The following is an 18,879-nucleotide window of genomic DNA, read 5'->3' as shown; positions in this document are numbered from 1 at the left end:
CACGTGCCTTTCTACCGGAAGAGCCGGAACAGCTCGGCCACCCGCACCTCGGTGTCCCGCAGGGAGAGCGTCGGCCGGCTGGGCAATGCCTTGTCGAGTGTGGTCATGTCCGCACAGGTGAAGTACTGGTAGGCGGCCGGGGCCAAGTTCGGTACCAGCTCGGCGAGTAGCGGCTGGCCGGTCGTCTCGCGATGCAGGCGGGCGCACCACTGCGCGACCTCCGCGAAGGACACGGCGAAGCCAGCGCCGAGGTTGTAGACAGCGGCCGGCACCGGCGGCATTGCGGTGGCGAGTTGGACGATGGTGGCGGTGACTGTCTCGACCGGGATGTAGTCGCGGGCGGCGGTCAGGGAGTCGTCGAAGATGCGTATGTGCCCGGTGCAGGCGGCCTGGCGAAGGAGCTGGGACAGGATCGAGGCCATCGGGCCTTTGTCGGTCTCGTCGGGGCCGACCACGTTGGTGTAGCGCAGCCCAACCCACTCCAGGTCGGCGGCGTACCGGATGCGCATCTCCTGGTCGAGGGCGAGCTTGGATGCCGCGTACGGGTTGAGCGGGCCGGAGCAGCGGCCGGTGTCGGTGTCCGCGTCCTCGGTGATCGGGGTGCGGTGGTAGAGGGTGCCGTAGACAGAGTGCGAGGAGGCGTAGATCAGGCGGGTGCCGCCAACGCGACAGGCGTCGGCGAGGCGGAGGGGCCCCGCTGTGTTGGTTTCCTCCAGCTCGGGACCGGCCGGAGCGCGGGTGTCGCTGATGCCGGCCTGGTGCACGACCGTGCCATACCGGCCGGCGGCGATTTCGGCGAGGAGAGCAGGGTCGGCGAAGTCGCCGCGCTGCCATCGGGCCGCGCTGGCGAGATGGCCGGGGGCGGGGCGCAGGTCGATGGCGGTGACCTGGTGACCGGCGCGGTGGAAGGCGGCCACGGTGTGCCGGCCGATGAACCCGGCTGCCCCTGTGACCAGCACGTCGTCTTCTTGGATCACCGGGTGCCTGCCTGCTGGGCAAGCCGGTTGATCCGGGTGGTGGTGGAGTGGCCGTCCAGGTAGGGAACGGTGACGACTTCGCCGCCCCAGCTCTCCACGAGGTCGGCTTCAGCGATCCGCCGGCCCGAGTAGTCGCCGCCCTTGACCCAGATGTCGGGGCGGAGTTCGGCCAGCAGCTTCTCGGGGGTGTCCTCGCCGAAGACGAGCACGCCGTCCACGCAGTCCAGGGCCCTCAGTAGGGCGGCGCGCTCGTGCTCGCCGACGACCGGCCGGTCCTCGCCCTTGAGTCGTCGGACGGAGGTGTCGCTGTTGACGCACACGACCAGGACGTCGCCCAGGCGGCGGGCCTGGGCCAGGAGAGAGAGGTGTCCGGCGTGCAGGAGGTCGAAGCAGCCGCCAGCGCCCACAACCTTCCCGCCCCGTGCCCGTACGCGCGCGGCCAGCTCCAGCGGACCGGGCCAGCCGTGAGACGGCGGGGTGGTCAGACCGGCGGGGCCGCCGGCTCGAACATAGGCCGTTGCGGCGTCGACGGCTGCGGCCACGGCATGGGAGGGCAGCCGTCCGGTGCCGAGCATCACGGCCGTGGTGACCGCCAGTTGGTCGCCGGCCCCGCAGGTGTCCCCGGTGGCTGGGCGAGCCGGGAGAACAAGGGGGTGGGCGTCGGGGTCGGCGACCAGGACCGCGCCGTCGCGGCCTCTAGTGATGGCGACCTGCTTGACCGGCCAAGCGGTCAGCAGGCGTAGGGCCCGCGCGGTGTCGCCGCCGAGGTCATGGGGCTCGTTGCCGCCGGTGAGGAGGAGGGCTTCGTCCGTGTTCGGGACGGCGAGTGCCGTCCCCGGCACTGGTGCGGCGCCCTTGGGGTGTGGGTCCCACAGCAGGGGGCGGCCGGTGGCAACGTTGGTGAGGGCCTGGCGGAGTTCGTCGTGGGAGGTGATGCCGCGCCCGTAGTCACAGACCACCACAGCCGCGGCTTCCTCAAGCCGGGCGCGGACAGTGTCGGGGAGCGGGCCGAGCTGGAGCGGGTCGGCCGGGGTGTCGAAGCGGAGCAGGGTGCGGTCGGCGGCCCGGACACGGGTTTTGACGGGGGTGGTGCCGCTGGTGGCGAGGTCGATGACCTCGACGCCCGCCTCATCCAGAAGTGTGCGGACCCGCGCCCCCGGCGCGTCCTGTCCGAGGCCGCACACGAGGGTGACGTGCCAGCCCGGCTCTCGGGTGGCCAGGACAGCGGCCAGCCCGGCGCCGCCCGGCCGTTCGGTTGAGCGGCTGTCCGCGATGACTGGGACCGGGGCCTCCGGGGAGAGCCTGTCGGCCGTGCCGGTGATGTCGCGGTCCAGCAGCACGTCACCGACCACCACCAAGCGCCGCACGCCCTCAAGCTCACCGCCCCCGGAGGCGGCCGGTTCGGTGAGGTGGGAATCGACGGCGGCGCACAGGACGTGCACGGCCACCAGGTGGCATTCCTGAACGGTGGCGACCTCGGCGGTGTCCACGCACACGGCTCGGTCGGCGGCGGCGGCGAGCGGGTTCGGTGCCGGGCCGGTCAATGTCCAGACGGTGAGATCGAGTTCCCGGCCCGCCTTCGCGGCGGCGAGCACGTTGGGGCTGGTGCCAGAGGTGGAGAGCAGAAGTAGGACGTCGCCGGGCCGACCGTGCGCGCGAACCTGCCGGGCGAACACCTCGTCCGGGCCATAGTCGTTGGCGATGGCGGTCACCGATGAAGAGTCGGCATGCAGCGCGATGGCGGACAACGGAGCCCGCTCGGCGCGGAAGCGGCCCACCAGCTCGGAGGTCAGGTGCTGGGCCTCGGCCGCGCTGCCGCCGTTGCCGGCAACCAGCAGCCGTCGGCCTGCGGGCAGCCGGTCGGCGAGGATCCGGCCCCATTCCTGGAGACGGCCGACATCGAGCAGGGGTAACGCGGCGGCGAGCGCCTGTATGTGCGCGCGGCCCGGCGGGGTCACAGTCAGCTCCTTCGAAGGACAGGGGTGGGAAGGTCAGGATGGCGGCCGGGTGCTGGCGCTGGCTGGCTGGCGCCAGCACCCCGCTGGCTCAGGAATCGTTCGGCCGGCAGCGGGCGAACAGCGGGCCGTACGCCGTCAGGGCCTGATCGCGCTCCAACAGCGGGTAGTCCAAGAGCTTGTTGATGATGCGATGCTCAGCGAGGAGCCGCTCGGTCTGCTGGAGCAGCACGGTGTCACCGAGTTCGGTGAGGTGGACACCGTCGCTCCACACCCCGCCCGTGGCGTCGTCGGTCGGCACGTGGCGGGCAACCGCGGTGAACGGGGTCCACACGTCGAGGAACAGTGTGCCGTGCGCGGCAGCCGCTGTTCGGGCTGCCTCGTTGTAGCGGGCGAGTTCGGCGTTCATCTCCGTCACGGTGCCGGGGGCCTCGACGGGCCCGAACGGGGTCTCGCTGACGACGACGACCTGACGGGAGTAGCCGGTCAGTTGCTCCAGCATCGTGTTGATGTGCTGGGTGTACTCGTCGAGGTCGACGGCCTCGGACAGCCGACCCTGGAAGCGGCGCCAGACGTCGTTGATGCCGCAGCCGAGGAAGGTCAGGTCGTAGTCGGTGCCGGTGGTGGCCCGGTCGGTTTCCACGATGGCGGCGATGTCGCGGCTGGTGGCGCCGCCCTCGCCCAGGTTATGGACGTCGAAGGCGACGTGGGCATGGGCGGCGCGCAGCGACAGAGCGAGACGGTGAACCCAGCCGCGCTGGTGCCAGCCCTCGACGGTGACCTTGGCGCCGATCTCGGGCAGGTTCGCCTGCGTGGTCATCTGCGTGTTGAAGGCTTCCAGATGTTCCATGATCGACGTGCCGAAGAACCCGATGGTCAGGGTGCGCCGGTCCTCGCGCGATGCGGGAGCGCCGTCGAAGTGTCGGCGGACGCTGGCGGGGACGCCTGCGGCGACGGTGTCGGGGGCCATGCTGTGGGAGACAACCGCGTTCGCCCCGATCAGGGAGTTGGCTCCGATGCGGACCCCGGCGGTGACGGTGACTTTGTTGGAGAGGGTCGCGCCGGGCTCGATGATGATCGGGGCGGCCTCGAAGCCGGACGCCCACGGCACGAGCTGTCCGGTGGGCACGTTCGCGGCGGAGCGCTCGCGGTGGTTGTGGTCGTGCAGGTCGACCATGTTCGACAGGGCGCAGCCGTCGCCGAGGCGGATACCGGTCATGGCCGAGATGAAGGTGTGTTCTCCTATGGCGACGTCGTTGCCGATGGCGACGGTGGCGCCGCGGTGAACCTGGATGGTGGAGCCGCGGCGGATCGAGACCCGGTCGCCGATCGTCAGGTGCGCGTCGGTGTCGATCTCGATGATGAGGTCGTCGGGTAGGTCGCAGTCGGCCCCGATGGTGAGCGCCCGGCCGTGCTCGGCGCTCAGCCGTTCGGCGACGGTCAGGTCAGGGGTGGTCGTGCTGGTCATCGCGAGTTGGTCCTTCGCTTGCTGCGGATGAGGGCCAGAGGCCGGGCTTCAACGTACCGGCTGTGAGCGCATGGTGTCGGACAGTTAGCTGGGGCGTTCCTTACGGACGAGGAACGGTCCGATCGCGAGCATGTCCAGGGGGCTGGCGGCGAAGGTGGCGACCGCGTCGCGGGGCGTGCATACGATCGGCTCGGCCTCGTGGTTGAAGCTGGTGTTCAGCAGCGCGGGTGGCCGGCCGGTCTGCTCGGCGAACGAGGCCAGCAGCCGCGCGTACGGATCGGCGTCATCGCGGACTACGGTCTGCGGGCGCAGCGTGCCATCGGTGTGCACGGCGGCCGGGATCAGCTCCCGTGCGGCGTTGGTGGCCTGCCGCGCGACGATCATGAACGGGTGCGGCGTGCTGGTGCCGATCAGGTCGCGCGCGGCCTCCTGGAGGAGGACCGGGGCGAGGGGCCGCCAGGGCTCCCGGTGCTTGACGTGGTCGTTGATGTGGTCGCGGGCCTGGGGGTTGTGCGCGTCGGCGAGGATGCTGCGTCGTCCGAGCGCGCGGGGCCCGGCCTCCATGCGGCCCTGGAACCAGGCGATGGTGCGCCCGAGCGCCAAATGCCCGGCCACCAAGGTCGGCAGGTCGTCGCCGTGGTCGCGGAAGACAAGGCCGTAGTCGTCCAGGACGGTGCGGATGGCACCCGGGGCGAAGGCGGGGCCGAGGGCGGCGGTGGTCATCGCCGGGCCCGGCAGGGCGAGATCGCCGCGGCGCTGCGCGACCTCGAGCGCCGCGCCGATGGCACAGCCGGCGTCCCCGGCGGCCGGCTGGACAAACAGCTCCTCTACCCCGCGAAGTTGGGCGAGGCGGCCGTTGGCGGAGCAGTTCAGCCCCACCCCGCCCGCCACGCACAGCCGGGACGTGCCGGTGAGGGTGAGGGCTTCGCGGGCCAGCTCGGCCAGGCACTGCTCCAGCAGGTGCTGGGCCGAGGCGGCGAGGTCGGCGTGTTCCGGCAGGTAGCCGGTACCGGGCACGACGCGGCCACCGGCGTAGGTGCGGTCGCGACGGTGAGGTGGAATCCCGAGGTCGGTGTAGGCGGCGGCGTACGCCTTCTTCAGGCGCCCGTAGTACCGCAGGTCGGTGTACTGGTCGTCGACCGGCTCGTCGGGGCAGATCCCGTAGCGGGTCAAATCCAGGTGATAGCCCCCGGGCCTGGGGGTGAGAAAGTCCAGGGCGTAGCGGTCTGCGCGGCCATAGCCCGCCAGGCCCATGAGCTTGCCAGAGCTGGTCCAGTCGCCGAGCCCAAGATGCTCGGCGACGGTCTCGTAGAACCAGCCCAGCGACTGGGAGAAGGGGAACTGGCGCAGGAGCTTCAGCCCGTCGGCGGTGCCGTGGGCGAGGGTCGCGGAGATGCCGTCGCCGGAGCCGTCGACCACCAGCACGGCGGCCTCCTCGAACCCGGAGGGATGGAACGCGGACGCGGCATGCGCGAGGTGATGTTCGATCACGATGACCTGGCTGGGCCGGTGATGGCCGAACAGGGAGGGGTCGAGTAGTTCGGCGATCAGCTCGGCGTCCCTGCAGGTCTCGCTCGGAGTGGGCCAGTTGGGGTTGAAGGCGATGGCGATCTCGTCCACCTCGGCCAACGTGATGCCTGCCTCGGACAGGCAGTAGGCCGCTGCCACCGCGCAGGATCGGGAGTCCTTGTGGTGCTTGCGGCGGGAGAATCGCTCCTCCTCGGCGAAGGCGACGATCCGGCCGTCGATGACCAGGCAGGCGGAGGCGTCGTGGTAGTACGGGCCGCCCAGCCCCAGCACGATTCCCAACGTGGTGCTCCTTTCGTGGTCGCTCAACACCGGGCGGTGCGGGGCTGGTTCAGACAGTTCTCAGGTGGCCGAGGGTGGCTTTGAGGACGGTCGGCGGGTCGATGGCGTCCATGCAGCCGCCAACGCCGCCGCACGCGACCTGATGGGCGCATGGCGAGCACCCCAGGGTCGAGCGCAACGCGGTCACGTTCGCGACGTGCTTGGGGATGACCTCGGCGCCATTGCTTGGTCCGAGCAGCAGCACGGTCGGCTTGGCGTGTGCGAGGGCGAGGTGGAAGCCGTAGGAGTCGCCGGTCACCACCGCGTCGACGAGGCCCGGCAGCGCGGCGGCCTCCTCCAGGCTGAGCGGCGCGTACGCGACCCGGGATTCGTCGGCGCCGCGCGTTCGCAGGTGGCGTACCAGGTCCTCGCATGCCTCCCGGTCGGCTGGTCCGCCGAGGACGGCCAGCTGCGCCCCGTGATCCAGCAGGGCGTCGGCGAGTTCGGCCCAGTGCCTTGCTGGCCACAGCTTCGTGGTCAGCGACCCGCCGAGGTTCAGGCACACCCGCGGCCCGGTGCGCTCGCCGAGCAGCCCGGCCGCCCGCCGCCGGGCGGCCTCCGGTACCTGGAGGACGTAGGGCTCGCCGGCGTACTCGTATCCCGCGACGGCGAAGTACAGCTCGGTCCACGTCTGCTGGTTGGTGAGGGTGCGGTAGTCGTTCCAGGTGTTCTGCCGGAAGAACTGCACTGCGGCCTCGCCCATCGAATACAGGGCGTGGTGAGGGCCGCCGAAGGCAAGCCCGGCCTTGTGCCCGGCGTCGATCCGGTCGACCAGCGCCGCCGCCGACGGGGTCCGCTCGAACGCGAACACGGCATCGAAGTAGCGCGAGGGCAGCTGGGCGGCAGCCTGCCAGTCGTGGACGAGTACCTCGTCGACGAACGGGTTCATCCGCGGGATCGGCGCGTTTGCCTCGTCCACCAGCCAGGTGACATGCGCGCCGGGGTGCTCGTCGCGGATCCGCTTCGGCAGCGGGGAGGCGATGAGCATGTCCCCCAGCAGGCCGAGCATCACGATCAGCACCCGGAACTCGACCGGGTCATGGTGCGGGCAGCCATGGCAAGGGCGCCAGTGGCGGCAGGGCATCCCACCGGCGAAGTGTCGGCAGTCCGGGCGGATCTCGAACGTGCCAGTGGTGTGCACGGGCCCGAGGAAGACGCCCTTGCCCGGGACCTGCTCCGGGATCACGCCCCACCCCCGATCCCGATCGCGGCAAGGGCCACGCGCAGGACGTGCTCGTCGGCGCTGTCTGGCCTGTGCGCCTCCACCAGAGCCTGGGCCCGCTCCGCAACGGCGGCCGGGTCCTGGCCGTCGCGCAGCACGGCGGTGACGATCTCGGCCAGCTCGTCGATTCCGGCAGTGCCCATCCCGGCCCAGGTGATCTCCTGCACACCCAGGCGCAGCCCGGCGTCGGCGGTGATGTGTGGCAGCGGGATCGCGTTGACGACGATCCCGGCCGTAAGCAGCCGGCGGGAGGCTTCCTCGGCGTCCATCAACGGCGCGATGTCGATCCACAGCTGATGGCAGTCGGTGAAGCCGCCCTTCTCCCCGCACACCGTGAACCCGCGCTCGGCCAGGCCCGCGCCCAGGCGGCGGGCGTTGATGATGGTGGCCGCCGCGTACGCCGGGCCGCGTTCGTCCATCTCGGCGGCGGCCACGGCCAGGGCGACGACGTCGGCCGGATGGTGGTGGGAGACGAAGTGCGAGGCGTGCTCGTCCAGCCGAGCCGCGATCCCCGGGTCATTGGTGGCCAGCAGGCCCTTGTGCGGGCCGGGGTACGTTTTGTGGGTGGAGCCGCCGAGGCTGTCCGCGCCCTCGGCGAGCGGGTTCTGCCAGGCGCCGCCGGCGATCAGGCCCAGGGTGTGGGAGGCGTCGTAGTGGATCACTGCCTCGGGGCCGACCACCTCGCGCAGCCCCGGCAGGTCCATGGGAAACAGGCACATGAACGCGTCCAGGTACACCAGCTCCGGCCGGGGCCCGGTGCCGAGCCGACGGGCGAGGGCGTCCAGATCGAGTGTGCAGGTGGCCGGGTCGACCGGCAGGTCCTTCATCCGCAGCCCCAGCCGAGTGCCGATGAAGCGGGTCGAGCCGTGGCCGCCGTCCCGCTCCGCCAGGTTGAACGCCGTCGCCCCGGGGCCGGCCAGCGCGGAGAGCGCCACCGTCAACGCCGACACCCCGGAGGTCGGCTTGAGGTTCACGAACTCGGCGCCCAGCTGCTCACCGAGCCGCCCGGCTACGGCCCGCTCGATGCCGACCAGATCCTGCTGGCCCGGCCACGCCCAGTTCTCGCCTCCGCCCTCAGGCCCGGGGAAGGCGTACCGGACCGCAGCCTCCATCAGGTGCGGCACGCGGGCCCCGAGCGACAGCCCGTTCTCACTGGGCACCAGGTGCAGCCGGTGTCGGTCGACCTCGTGGTGGGCTGCGGCCTGCCATAGGACGGCGAGCGCGGCGGGTGGGGTCTGTTTCACGAAGCGGTCTCCTGGTCGTCGAGGACGAACGGCAGCGGGTCGATGGGGGCCTTGGCGGGCCGGTAACGGATCCAGACGGGCGGGCCGCCGGGCAGCCTCGGAAGACCCCGGCCCAGGGCTGACGCCACGACGGTGAGGGCCATCAGCTCGGCGAGCGGCCGGCCCAGGCAGGCGTGCGCGCCTCCGCCGAACGCCCACAGCCGCGCCCCCTGGGCCTGCCCAGCGAGGAACCGCCCCGGCCGGAAGGAGTGGGGCTGGGGGAACACCTCGGGGTCGAAGTGTCCAGCCGACGGGGAGTACGCCACCCGCGTGCCCGCCGGGATCCGGTGGCCGCCCAGCACCACGGGGCAGACCGCTTTCCGCATGGCCAACAGGTTCGGGGAGTGCAGACGCTGTGTCTCGGCGAGCACCGCCCGCAGCACCGGCAGCCGGTCACGCCCGACCAGCAGCTCCGGCCGCGCCGACACCAAGCGGGCCTCCGACGCCGCGAGCGCGGCGTGCTCCGAGTTGCCCGCCAGCTCCACCAGGCACCAGGTGACCAGGCTCGCCGTCGTCTCCCGCGCCGCGATCAGCAGGGCCAACAGGTGATCCTCCAGCGGCCCCACCGCCCCCGGAGCGCCCTCGAACGCGGCCACCAGGCGGACGAGCGCCGATCCCGGACATCCGCCCTGTGCGGCCTCGGCGGCCCGCCGGACGAAAAGGGCATGCAAGCGCCGCCGCGCCACGCGGCCCGCCCAGTACCGGTCGGCCGCGAATCGCCGCAGCCCTGGCGTGGCACCGGTTGCCGCGACGAACCGCTCGAAGTCCGTGGTGAATAGCGCCGCGTCCGGGTCCCCGGGGGCGATGCCCAGCAGCACGCGGGCGCTCATCGCGCCGGTCGCCTCGCGCGCCGCCGCGTACAGATCCCCAGCGCCCTCGTCGGCCCACCGGGCCGCCACCGGTTCCGTCACCTCCAGCAGGGCCGACAGGTAGCCAGGCAGCGCCCGCCCGGACAGCGCGGGACGCAGCAGGTGCCGGGCCTCGCTATGACCGTCCCCGGCAAGGTTGAACAGCGCCCGGCCGAACAAGTCGTGCACCAGCGGAGTGTTGAGCACCTCCAGGCAGCCGCGCTCGGCCGCGAACAGCTCGCCCAGCCCGGCCCATGTACCCACCAGCACGGTGTCGGTTCCGTCAACCGTCATCCGGAACACCGGCCCGTGCCGTCGGTGCCCCTCATCCAGGACGCCCACCGGATCCGCCTCGAAGCCGCGCTCCGAGTGCTGCGGGGGTAACCCGCCAGCCACGGGCACCATGGTCCGCTCAGACACCCGCCTGCTCCAGCACGTTCAGCTGCTGCGCCGCGCGGGCGGCAATGGCCGCGTGGTCGAGACCGGTCACCTCCAGCAACGGCCGGCAGGAGCAGTCGGCGGGCAGGTCGCCCGCCTCGCCGGTCTCCCCGAACCGCATCAGCGCGTCCACCACCCCATCAGCGCACGCCGAGCAGGCGTCGGGGAACACCGACTCGAAATCCGACCCCCTCAGATTCACGCACGCCACCCGCACCGCGAGCTGCCTATGGACCCGGCGGATCGCCTCCACCACCGTCCACAGGTTCGGCGGGGTGTACTGCCCGGCCTGCCACAGCTCCCACGCCACGGTGTTAGGCGATACCCGCGTCGGACACAGCGTCATCCCGCTCACGCCGAGCCCCGTCAGGTAGTCCACCGACTCCACGACGTCGGTCACCGCCTCGCCGTCGGTCAGGAACGGTGGCTTGACCATCAGGTAGATCTTCGGGTCCACTCCCAGGCCAGCCATCACCGCGAGCGCCCGCTCGAAGGACTTCTGGGTGATCCGGGTGTTAACCAGCGTCTCGCGCACCAGAACGTCCGCGGACTGCAGACCGATGCCGATCTCCAGCCGCACCTCGCCCAGCGCCTGGACGAACGGGCGCAGCACCGGCTCGGTGACAAACTGCGGCAGCGACTCCACCACCAGCCGCTTCACCCCGGCTGCCGCGACCAGGTGAGCGATCTCCACCTGGACGTCCCGGGGGATCTCCTTCGGCGCGAAGAAGCTGCCGTCGTTGTAGAGGGAGAGCACCTCGTACGACGGCTCATCCTCGGTCCGCGCCAGAGTAAGCCGAACCTGCTCCAGCAGGCTCTTCGCCGACCTGCCGCCCTCGATACCGTAGTTGTTCAGGTTGGTGAAGGGGCACATCGTGCACGTCGGCACCGAGCAACCGCCGGACATGACGATCACCTTCTTGCGACCGACCACCTCACCGTTCGGCAGTCGGATCTTGTCGAAGTCGACGAACCGCGGCTCGCCCGGCTTCGCCTGCAATCCGGACGTGCGCAGCCGCAGGGACAGATCACCGATCCGGCGCCGGAGGTCCCTCACGGGCATCGGAAGGTCGATCGCGTGCTCAGGCATGAAAAAGCCCCCATTTCACCAGTTGGTCAGCCAAACCTGCCCGCGGACCGGAGGCGCGGCGCAGCCGTCTGTGAGTCCAAAATCTGTTCCAGCAGTGCGCCTTGCCGTCGGCGAAGGGGAAGCGCATCTGACCTCTGGAAGCCAATATTTGGCGATGTGCTCCGGGCCCTAGTCGTTCGCGAGATGGAGCCGAGCCTGGCCCGCTGCTACGGTCGCACGCATGACTCTCCCCATGTCCTCTGCCCGTGCTGTTGACTTGCGGGTTGAGCCGGTTGACGACGTTCTGGACCGCGTTGAGCAGGCTCTCCAGGTTCGCCTGGAGCGGGACACGGTGCTGCGTAAGCGCCGTTCCGTCGGGGCGCGGACGGATCGTGATACCTGGGTCCGGATCGAACGGCGCCGACTCGACAGGATCGATGGCCAGGGCTGGAACGGCACCGAATGCGCGGCGACCCTGACAGCGATCGACAAGCCCACCTGGTGCGCTGGACTGGCCTGGCGGGATACATCGAGCGCGGCGATGTGGCGGGCCGACGAGACAAGCCTCCTGCCGGGAAACCCGGTCGGTACCAGCGTACTTGCAGCCGATCCGGATCTTCCTGAAATCTGGTGGCAAGCGCTGAACTCCTCACTGGACGCGTTGGCTGGGCAACACACGACGCGGATCGCCACCCCCGACACCGTGACCATCACCCAGGCTGTGGTCACCGAGACCATTCGCACCGCCTTTCCCAGCATCTTCGAGACGACCATCACGCAGTGGGCACCTGCCCACGCGGACCTGAACTGGGCGAATGTCACTGGCCCGCGATTCTGCTTGTTCGACTGGGAGGACTGGGGGAACGCGCCGCGAGGTCTGGACTCGGCGTCGTTGTGGGCCAATTCGCTTGCTGTCCCAGCGCTGGCTGACCGCGTACGCCGCGAGCGCCGCGACGAGTTGGAGAGCCGGGACGGCAGGCTGATGACGCTGTTCGCCTGCTCGAAGATCACCGGACCTGACGCCCATCCGGAAGATCCTCGGGTGCAGCCGGCCCGGCACATGGCCGCCCGGATCATGGAGGAACTTCAAGCGGGTTGACGGCTCGCCCGCTCACGCAAGAGATCCCGGTACTCGAGCATCACCTGCTCGTCCGCAGCGCAGTCCAAGGCATCAAGCAGCTCGCGAAGGTGCGCGGGATTGTCCGAGCCGACAGCCAACGTCCCGACCCGTGGGAGGTGGTAGGCGGCCCGGAACGCTGCCTGCGGACGAGACAGTGAACTCCCTTGGTCCCGGAGGAAGATGCGAGGATCGAGCTTGTCCCAGACGGGGTCTGTGGTGTCGCCCCCGAAGGGGCTCATGCCCCACATCGAATCGGCCAGCAAGCCCCAGCTGGCCGCGAGATCGTCGACGGCATCCAGAGTCCGGATTCCGACCAGCAGGCCGGCACGGACCATGAGCACAGTCGGCTTCGGCACCGTCGGGTCGATCAGGTTGGGAAGCGAGGACGGATTCCAGGACGAGATTCCCCAAGACCTGCACAGCCCCTGCGCAGTGGCGGCATTGAGGGCAGCGCATGCCTGGGCCAGCATGTCGCGGGCGTCTGGGGCTTCCCGTAGTGAGCGTTCCGGGTTGTGCAGAAAGACGAGGTCCGGAACTCGCTGAAGGTCCCGATTCGTCTGCTCCAGGGCGAGCCGTAGTCGACCGGGGTCGAGAGAGTGCTCTGCTCTGCCGGTCCCCGGGAAGAACCCGACCTTGGTCGACAGCGTGAAGTGCGGGAGGAGGTCGCCGCCGATCTCCGTCAGCCTCCTGTGCGCCCCGAATTCACGGTAGTTAAAGCTCGTGTCGATCGCCGTGATGCCCAGGTCCAGGGCGTTCGTCAGCAGCCGGCGTTCGTAACGAGACCGGTGTAACCCGAGAACAACTGGGGGGTGAGGCTCGCGCACAGTTCTTCCTCCGTCAGGATCTTCGCTACATCCTCAACTTCGTTGCCCACAAGGAGTGCTGCCTCGTCCAGTCTCACGGGCCGGCCGCTGAGAAGCATGCGCAGAGCGGGCAGGGCCTCGGCGGTGAAGGTGAGCTTCTTCCCGGCCCCGCGAACGTCGACCGTCTCGCCGTTCTCCTCGATCACGGGCGGGAAGTCGGTGATGCACACCGCAGCTTCCAGCGGGCCGAAGATATCCAGGAGCGGCACGTGCCTGGGTGCGATGGCCTCCTGTTCGCGGGCAGCCAGGAAGTCTGCCGAGCTCCGTGAGGCGACGATGCGTGTGGCAGTGGCGGCTAGTTCCCGCTGCTGGTTCTCTCGCTCTTCGGGGGTGCCCCAGCGGTCGAGATCACGGCGGAAGAGTTCGGTCTCGCGGGACCAGTCAGCCAGCCAGGACAGCCAGTTCACTCCAGTCCGCTTGGCAAAGCCGAGCGTCATGTGCATGCTTTGCCCCTGGCCGCAGCCGACGCGGGACGCCTGGTGCCAGTAGCCGCGCGGAATGTGCATGACGTCGCCGGTCTTCATCGCGCCGGCCCAGACGACCTCATCGCTGGGCGTGTTGTTCCGGTCGGCATCGCGGTACAGCGGAGCTTGGCGTGAGGCTCCCCGGACCTCCCAGTCCTTCTCGCCGGCCAATTGGATGATCAGCACATCGTGGTCATCCCAGTGCAGGTCGAAGCCGGCAGCGTCGTTGGTGGTCAGGTAGACATTGACCTGGACGTTCTCCCGGGACCACCACTGCATGGCCCGGCAAGCCACCTCCATCGTGGGGTCGAAGACGTTCGCCTGGTCCAAGACGATCGTCGCCCCCTCGCGCAGGAGGTTGCCCAGCCGCCGCATGTCCGCCATCGGAATGCTCTGGCCCCTGAGTGAGACCTGCGGGCTGAGGTAGGCCTTGGGGTGCAGCTCCTCGCCGCCGCGGAAGCAGCGGAACTGAGGGTTCGCCAGGCTGCGGCGCATCACCATGTCGAGAAGTCCCTGCGGGGTCAGCAGTCGCCCCACCAGCTCGATGTCGCTGAGGCTGCCCCGAGCGAACTGCTTCCCGAGAGGTCCGGGGCCATCCCAACCCAGAGCATCCTCAACGGCCCGTACCAGACGGTGCTTCACGGTCCTTCTCCTCCTTCGAGTTAGTAGCGCGAGAGGGGGGCGGAGGAGCCCGCCGAGTTGGCCTACGGGGTCCTCCGCCCCAGAGCGCTGGCCTGTTAGGCGGGGCTGTTCAGGCCATCGCCCTCGGGCCAGGGGCCGTCACCCGAACTGCCCGTCCCGGGGTCGGACCGGTCGCTGTCGTGCCGGTCGTGGACGCTTGCCAGCACCTCCACGGCGACCAGAAGGCCGCTCCTGGCCGGGGTCGGCGGGTTCTCGGGCACTGTTGTGCTCCTTCCACATCGGGTACTCCCGCCGGGGTTCCAGCGGGAAGTCTTGAGTGAGCGCGCGTCCAACTGCCGTCGGTCGGCTTGGTTCAGAACAGCTCTAGCCGGCCTGGTCCCTGGCGGAGATTCGGATCAGTAACCGTCGGCTGACGGTCCGTTGATGCTGGCGCTCGCCGCTGGGACGGCACGACCCCGTCTTGGGACATCCCGGAGACGTCCCGGGACGATCCAGTCTCAGGAGTGCGAACGCCTCTGACCTTCTGGAGCGACCGAGCGATCTCTCTGTGTGACCGCTCGTTCGGTCCTTTAGGATCCCGGGTGAGGAGATATCGCCGCCAGATCAGCGACGACTCACGTCCTTGGTCAGCCGATCATCCACGTATCGGCGGAGTGTCACTGGCCCTACTCTGCGCCCCGGCGCCTGGGGCACCTGCAGTCATTGCCGCCATGAATGACCGTCATGAGTGGCGGTTCCGCTATCGGATTCGGCAAGATCTGAGCCATGAAGATTCTGATCATTGGCGGGACGTGGTTCCTAGGCAGGGCGGTCGTACAGGACGCCCTCGACCGCGGCTGGGCGGTCACAACGTTCAACCGCGGCCGGTCCGGCCAGGATCTTCCTGATGTGGAGGCAATCCACGGTGATCGAACCGATCCAGTAGACCTGGGTCGCTTGGCGTCCCACGGGCCCTGGGACGCGGTCATCGACACCTCAGCGGGCGAGCAGCCGCCCCGGACCGTTCTGGCCGCCGCGCAGGCGTTGGAGCCTGTGGCCGAGCGGTACGTCTACATCTCGACGGCGTCGGTGTACGCCGGCTGGCCCGACCATCCTCTGAGCGTCGGGGACGAGCTCCTGGATGGGCCGCCGGACGCTGACGAGGACTACGGCCGCAACCCCCCGGGGTGGCTGGGCCCGAACCTTCACTACGGCCGGCAGAAGGCCGGAGCCGAGCGCGCCGTGCTCGCCGCCTTCAGCGAGCACCGAAGCTGGATCGTGAGGCCCGGGGTCATTCTCGGGCCGGGCGAGTACGTCGGCCGACTTCCCTGGTGGCTGAACCGAGCTGGGCGCGGCGGCCGGATCCTTGCACCCGGCAAGCCGACCAAGGGCATCCAACCGGTCGACGTGCGCGACGTGGCCAAGTTCGCCCTCGACCTCGCGAGCCGCCCCGGAGGCGGAGTGCACAATGCGACCGGCCCGATCGGTCGGGACACCATGGGCCGGCTCTTGCAGACATGTCTCGACGTCACTGCGAGCAGCGGGCAGCTCGAATGGGTTGGCGATGAAGTCCTGCTGGAGTACGGCGTGGAGCAGTGGACAGAGCTCCCGCTGTGGCGCACCCATGAAGGGGTGTGGCTGATCGACTCGGGGAGCGCCTACGAGGCCGGGTTGGTCTGCCGGCCCTTGGCCGAGACGGTCGCCGACACCTGGGCCTGGCTTCAATCGGGGCACCTGCCGGTGCCGCACCCGCGGGCCGCTGCGCACGGAATCGACCCTGTGAAGGAGGAGGTGATCCTGTCAGCAGTTTCGCCCAGACCGTGAGGTGAGGGCGCCCGCTCGGCTGCTCTACCTGACGAGCGCGCCCTCCAGCCCGACATCAGCCCCCGAGCGTGAGACGGTTCGCACCCGGGCCGAGCTGCTTGGGCGCGGATGCCCTGACGTACTCCTCCAGGTCCTCTCCGAGCGCTACCGCTGCGGCTGCCGTTCGAAGAGGCTCGGTCGTCAGCAGAGCGCGGACCTGGTGAACGCGCTCCACCAGCCCGGCGATCCGGCGGTCCGGTGGCAGCAGGGCGATCGGCGTGATCATCTCCCGCGCGCCCTCCAGGTCGCCGGCGATGAGCAGAGCCGCCGCGCGGTCCGTTCGGGCCTCGGCCTCGATCCGGGGAGTCCGTCTTCCCGGCGGGAGCGCGGCCTGCAGATCCAGCACACGAGCGGTGTGCTCCTCGGCGCCAACGCCATCGCGCAGGAGGAGGCACGTGGTTCCGTGGGATCGAGCGAGACGGGCGGCGTCGTGGTGGAACTCGCCGCCGATGCCGTCGTGGAGGTCGTCCCTCTCGTCGTTGCAGTCGTCGACGCTTGCGCGAATCGCTCGGGTCGCGCGGGCGGAGTCCCCGAGATGACCGTAGGCCCGTGCCTCGATTGCGAAGAGCCGGGCCCTGGCTGCCGCCCCGAGCCCTGGGTGCAACTGCGCCTGCCTGACGTGCTGCAGGGCCTCGGCAGGGCGGCCGTCCCAATAGGCAAGGATAGCCAGCGTCCCGTCGGCGAATGCCTTGAGCGGCCCGTAGCGGGCGGCTTCGCCGTAGGTCGCCGCCGAGCGAGCGAGCCGCGTCGCAGCGCCCAAGGAGCCGAGGTCGAAGGCCGACATCGCCAGCAGCGCTGACACCTGGCCGGCGATGATCAGCAGCTCTTGGCGCTGGGTGGGGATCTGCGTTCGGTCCAGCATGCTCGCTGCGCCTTCCCGCAGCACTTTGAGATCGCGGAACGCATCGAAGGGAGGCTTCTGGTCGTACGTGCGTGCCAGGGTGACGAGGTCGTCGCGGAGCTGGTCCAGCGACATGCCAGGCAGCGATTGGGACGCCAGGGAGAAGGCGTGGTCGGACGCGTCGCGTGACGTCATCGTGAGATCGCTTTCGAGGTCGTACACGGGTGGTGAGGTGAGACTGCCATCGGTCGCTGGAGCCAGCAGTGCGGCAACGGGGATCTGGAACATGTGCTCTAACACCTGAGCCGAGTGGCCGCTCGGCTTCTCGACCCGCCCAGCTGTCCAGCGGCGAAACGTCGGCTCCGAGACCGTGAGGCTGTCGAACGTCGAGTCCGCCAGCCGCCTCCCCAGTTGCTTAGCTGCAGCCGAGAACGCCCGCTCGAAGTCCGAGTAGCTCCAGTGGCGTTGTTCCGACACGAGAACCCACAGCAGCGTCCTGGTGGCTGTCATTCAGTGACCCCTTCCATTCGTTCGACGCGCTGGGATCCAGTGGCCTGTTCAGAAGAGCCAGTTCGACTCTTCACTGATACAGCCTCATATCAGTTCTGTGTAGCCGTTATCAGCCAAATGACATCGCAGTGATACCCGATGACCTTGACACTTCAGCAGACGATCGCCCCGCGAAGTGGTGGCGATACGGCGGGAAACAGGACAGTAGGTGGCCGACGCTCCGGGCGGCGTCGTCGGGCGCTGCACCAGGCCGGCCAGTCACGACGCCAAATCGTCCCGGGACGTCCCTCAACCGTCCGTCTCCGTAGTGACCCCGTCCATCGCCTGGCCGACAGCATTAACCCGATGTCGCAGGACGGTCCCAAGCTCTTCGCCGCTGCGGTTGCGTCCCACCAACCCCAAACGGCACCGGCAACCGAACGGTGTGCGGATGCTGGGGAGATCACACCGACAGACCACAAAGGGGGATCAGGTCATGCCATCTGCGCCAAGCGCTGGTGCCGATCAGCTCGTGCAGCACCCCGCCGGCCACGACGGCGACCTGCGGGCGGCGGTCGAGGAACTGCGGCACGGCCGGTGGTATTCAGCACGAGCACTTCTCGCCAACTCCTGGGGTGAACCCGGCCTGTGGGCGGCGCGCACCCAGGTGCTCGGTGCGATGGCCGGCCACAACAACGTCCTCCGTCACTGGGGTGACGAGGAGCCCGGCGCGTTCGGCCTGACCACGCTGCACACCCGCGTTGCCGTCGACCAGGCTCTGCTGGTCGGCCAACGGCAGCCGGACTCGCGGGACATGGCGCTCGAAAGCAGTGCCCGGCAGTGGTGCTGGCTGGCAGCTTCGATGCTCGGGGGCGATCCCGTGCCGTGGCTCGGACTGCTCACCCTCGCGCAGCTGGACACCGCACAGGAACGGCCCGAACACAAGGTTCCGGCTCCGGACAAGATGCTCCCGCCCGGTCCGTGGGGGCTGTTCGACCAGGCCCGCCGGACCGACCCGTGGGGTCGGGAAGCGTTCCACCGGATGCTCCGCTTCTGGCTGGCCCGTAATGAGGTTGGCCCGGCGACCGAGTTCCTGGCCACCTACCTGCCCAGCGCACCGGACGGTTCCGCCCTCCACGCCCTGCCGCTGTACCTGTACGTCGACCGCTACCGCCGCGCCGAGCGCAAGGAGGCGATCCAGCTGCAGTGGACGGACGACGAGACGGTCCGCGGCACGGTGCTGCGTGCCTTCGGGCACTGGCGGGCCGCGCTCGGGCGCGGCAGCCGGTGGCCGGTGGCGGACGAGAGCCACCTCGCCCACGCGCTCTGGGCGAGCCGCCAACGCCGGGAGGCTGCCGAGGTCTTCTCCGCGATGGCCCCGTTCATCTCCTTGCAGCCCTGGCAGAGCCTGGCGGACCGACCGGGTGACCTGCTGTGGCAGGCGATGGCCCAGTCCTACGCCGTCGCCAGCTGACCACCACCGACCAATCTTCTGCCCGGCGCCGCGCCG

15 protein-coding genes are annotated in these 18,879 nt (G+C 69.8%); 3 read left to right on the top strand and 12 right to left on the bottom strand.

The annotated features are described in order from the left end of the window. Nucleotides 1–11: 11 nt before the first annotated feature. The 8 genes from BI06_RS11545 to BI06_RS11510 all read right to left on the bottom strand — a co-directional run bounded on the left by BI06_RS11545 (nucleotide 12) and on the right by BI06_RS11510 (nucleotide 11,129). Complete coding sequence (locus BI06_RS11545) at nucleotides 12–977, bottom strand: NAD(P)-dependent oxidoreductase (RefSeq protein WP_206743635.1); 966 nt, start codon at nucleotides 975–977, stop codon at nucleotides 12–14. Continuing rightward, nucleotides 974–2,935, bottom strand: a complete 1,962-nt coding sequence (gene rfaE2, locus BI06_RS11540) for a D-glycero-beta-D-manno-heptose 1-phosphate adenylyltransferase (RefSeq protein WP_369826101.1) — start codon at nucleotides 2,933–2,935, stop codon at nucleotides 974–976. Before rfaE2 ends, BI06_RS11545 begins: the two co-directional genes overlap by 4 nt. Before the next feature lie 88 nt (nucleotides 2,936–3,023). After that, the gene (locus tag BI06_RS11535) at nucleotides 3,024–4,400 is read right to left on the bottom strand and encodes a GDSL-type esterase/lipase family protein (RefSeq protein WP_033825812.1); all 1,377 of its coding nucleotides are present in this window, start codon (nucleotides 4,398–4,400) and stop codon (nucleotides 3,024–3,026) included. A gap of 84 nt (nucleotides 4,401–4,484) precedes the next feature. Next, entirely contained in the window at nucleotides 4,485–6,200 is a 1,716-nt protein-coding gene (locus tag BI06_RS11530) for a carbamoyltransferase C-terminal domain-containing protein (RefSeq protein ID WP_233289447.1), read from the bottom strand. 58 nt (nucleotides 6,201–6,258) lie between these two features. Then, nucleotides 6,259–7,434: a glycosyltransferase family 9 protein gene (locus BI06_RS11525; protein ID WP_033825811.1), complete on the bottom strand. Its 1,176-nt coding sequence runs from the start codon at nucleotides 7,432–7,434 to the stop codon at nucleotides 6,259–6,261. Then, nucleotides 7,431–8,714 carry a hypothetical protein gene (locus BI06_RS11520; RefSeq protein WP_051740775.1) on the bottom strand — a complete coding sequence of 428 codons (1,284 nt, stop codon included), beginning with the start codon at nucleotides 8,712–8,714 and terminating at the stop codon, nucleotides 7,431–7,433. Before BI06_RS11520 ends, BI06_RS11525 begins: the two co-directional genes overlap by 4 nt. Next, nucleotides 8,711–9,895 (bottom strand): cytochrome P450, encoded by a 1,185-nt coding sequence (locus BI06_RS11515; RefSeq protein WP_158515665.1) that lies wholly within the window; start codon nucleotides 9,893–9,895, stop codon nucleotides 8,711–8,713. Before BI06_RS11515 ends, BI06_RS11520 begins: the two co-directional genes overlap by 4 nt. Before the next feature lie 118 nt (nucleotides 9,896–10,013). Further along, nucleotides 10,014–11,129, bottom strand: a complete 1,116-nt coding sequence (locus BI06_RS11510) for a hypothetical protein (RefSeq protein WP_033825809.1) — start codon at nucleotides 11,127–11,129, stop codon at nucleotides 10,014–10,016. Nucleotides 11,130–11,349: 220 nt separating this feature from the next. On the opposite strand from BI06_RS11510, the gene BI06_RS11505 reads away from it, so the two are divergent. Further along, entirely contained in the window at nucleotides 11,350–12,207 is an 858-nt protein-coding gene (locus BI06_RS11505) for a hypothetical protein (RefSeq protein ID WP_033825808.1), read from the top strand. Here BI06_RS11505 and BI06_RS11500 read toward each other — a convergent pair. The 3 genes from BI06_RS11500 to BI06_RS52340 form a co-directional block, all read right to left on the bottom strand. After that, nucleotides 12,195–13,052 carry an aldo/keto reductase gene (locus BI06_RS11500; protein ID WP_033825807.1) on the bottom strand — a complete coding sequence of 286 codons (858 nt, stop codon included), beginning with the start codon at nucleotides 13,050–13,052 and terminating at the stop codon, nucleotides 12,195–12,197. The genes BI06_RS11505 and BI06_RS11500 overlap by 13 nt on opposite strands. After that, nucleotides 12,986–14,197 (bottom strand): JmjC domain-containing protein, encoded by a 1,212-nt coding sequence (locus BI06_RS11495; protein WP_033825806.1) that lies wholly within the window; start codon nucleotides 14,195–14,197, stop codon nucleotides 12,986–12,988. The genes BI06_RS11500 and BI06_RS11495 overlap by 67 nt, the downstream gene beginning before the upstream one ends. A 95-nt stretch (nucleotides 14,198–14,292) precedes the next feature. Then, entirely contained in the window at nucleotides 14,293–14,457 is a 165-nt protein-coding gene (locus BI06_RS52340) for a hypothetical protein (RefSeq protein WP_199520558.1), read from the bottom strand. Nucleotides 14,458–14,962: 505 nt separating this feature from the next. On the opposite strand from BI06_RS52340, the gene BI06_RS11490 reads away from it, so the two are divergent. Further along, entirely contained in the window at nucleotides 14,963–16,000 is a 1,038-nt protein-coding gene (locus BI06_RS11490; RefSeq protein ID WP_033825805.1) for an NAD-dependent epimerase/dehydratase family protein, read from the top strand. Between the two features lie 55 nt (nucleotides 16,001–16,055). Here the strand turns inward: BI06_RS11490 and BI06_RS11485 are convergent, their stop codons facing one another. Next, complete coding sequence (locus BI06_RS11485) at nucleotides 16,056–17,390, bottom strand: hypothetical protein (protein WP_033825804.1); 1,335 nt, start codon at nucleotides 17,388–17,390, stop codon at nucleotides 16,056–16,058. A gap of 511 nt (nucleotides 17,391–17,901) precedes the next feature. Between BI06_RS11485 and BI06_RS11480 the strand changes: the two genes are divergently transcribed. Continuing rightward, a complete protein-coding gene (locus BI06_RS11480) occupies nucleotides 17,902–18,843 on the top strand; it encodes a hypothetical protein (RefSeq protein ID WP_051740774.1) in 942 nt (313 codons plus the stop codon). The last annotated feature ends 36 nt before the right edge of the window (nucleotides 18,844–18,879 follow it).

Source organism: Kitasatospora sp. MBT66 (assembly GCF_000710405.2).
Classification (GTDB): Bacteria; Actinomycetota; Actinomycetes; order Streptomycetales; family Streptomycetaceae; genus Kitasatospora; species Kitasatospora purpeofusca.
Note: the sequence above shows the minus strand (reverse complement) of the source record. Positions and strands in the feature narration are given on the sequence as shown.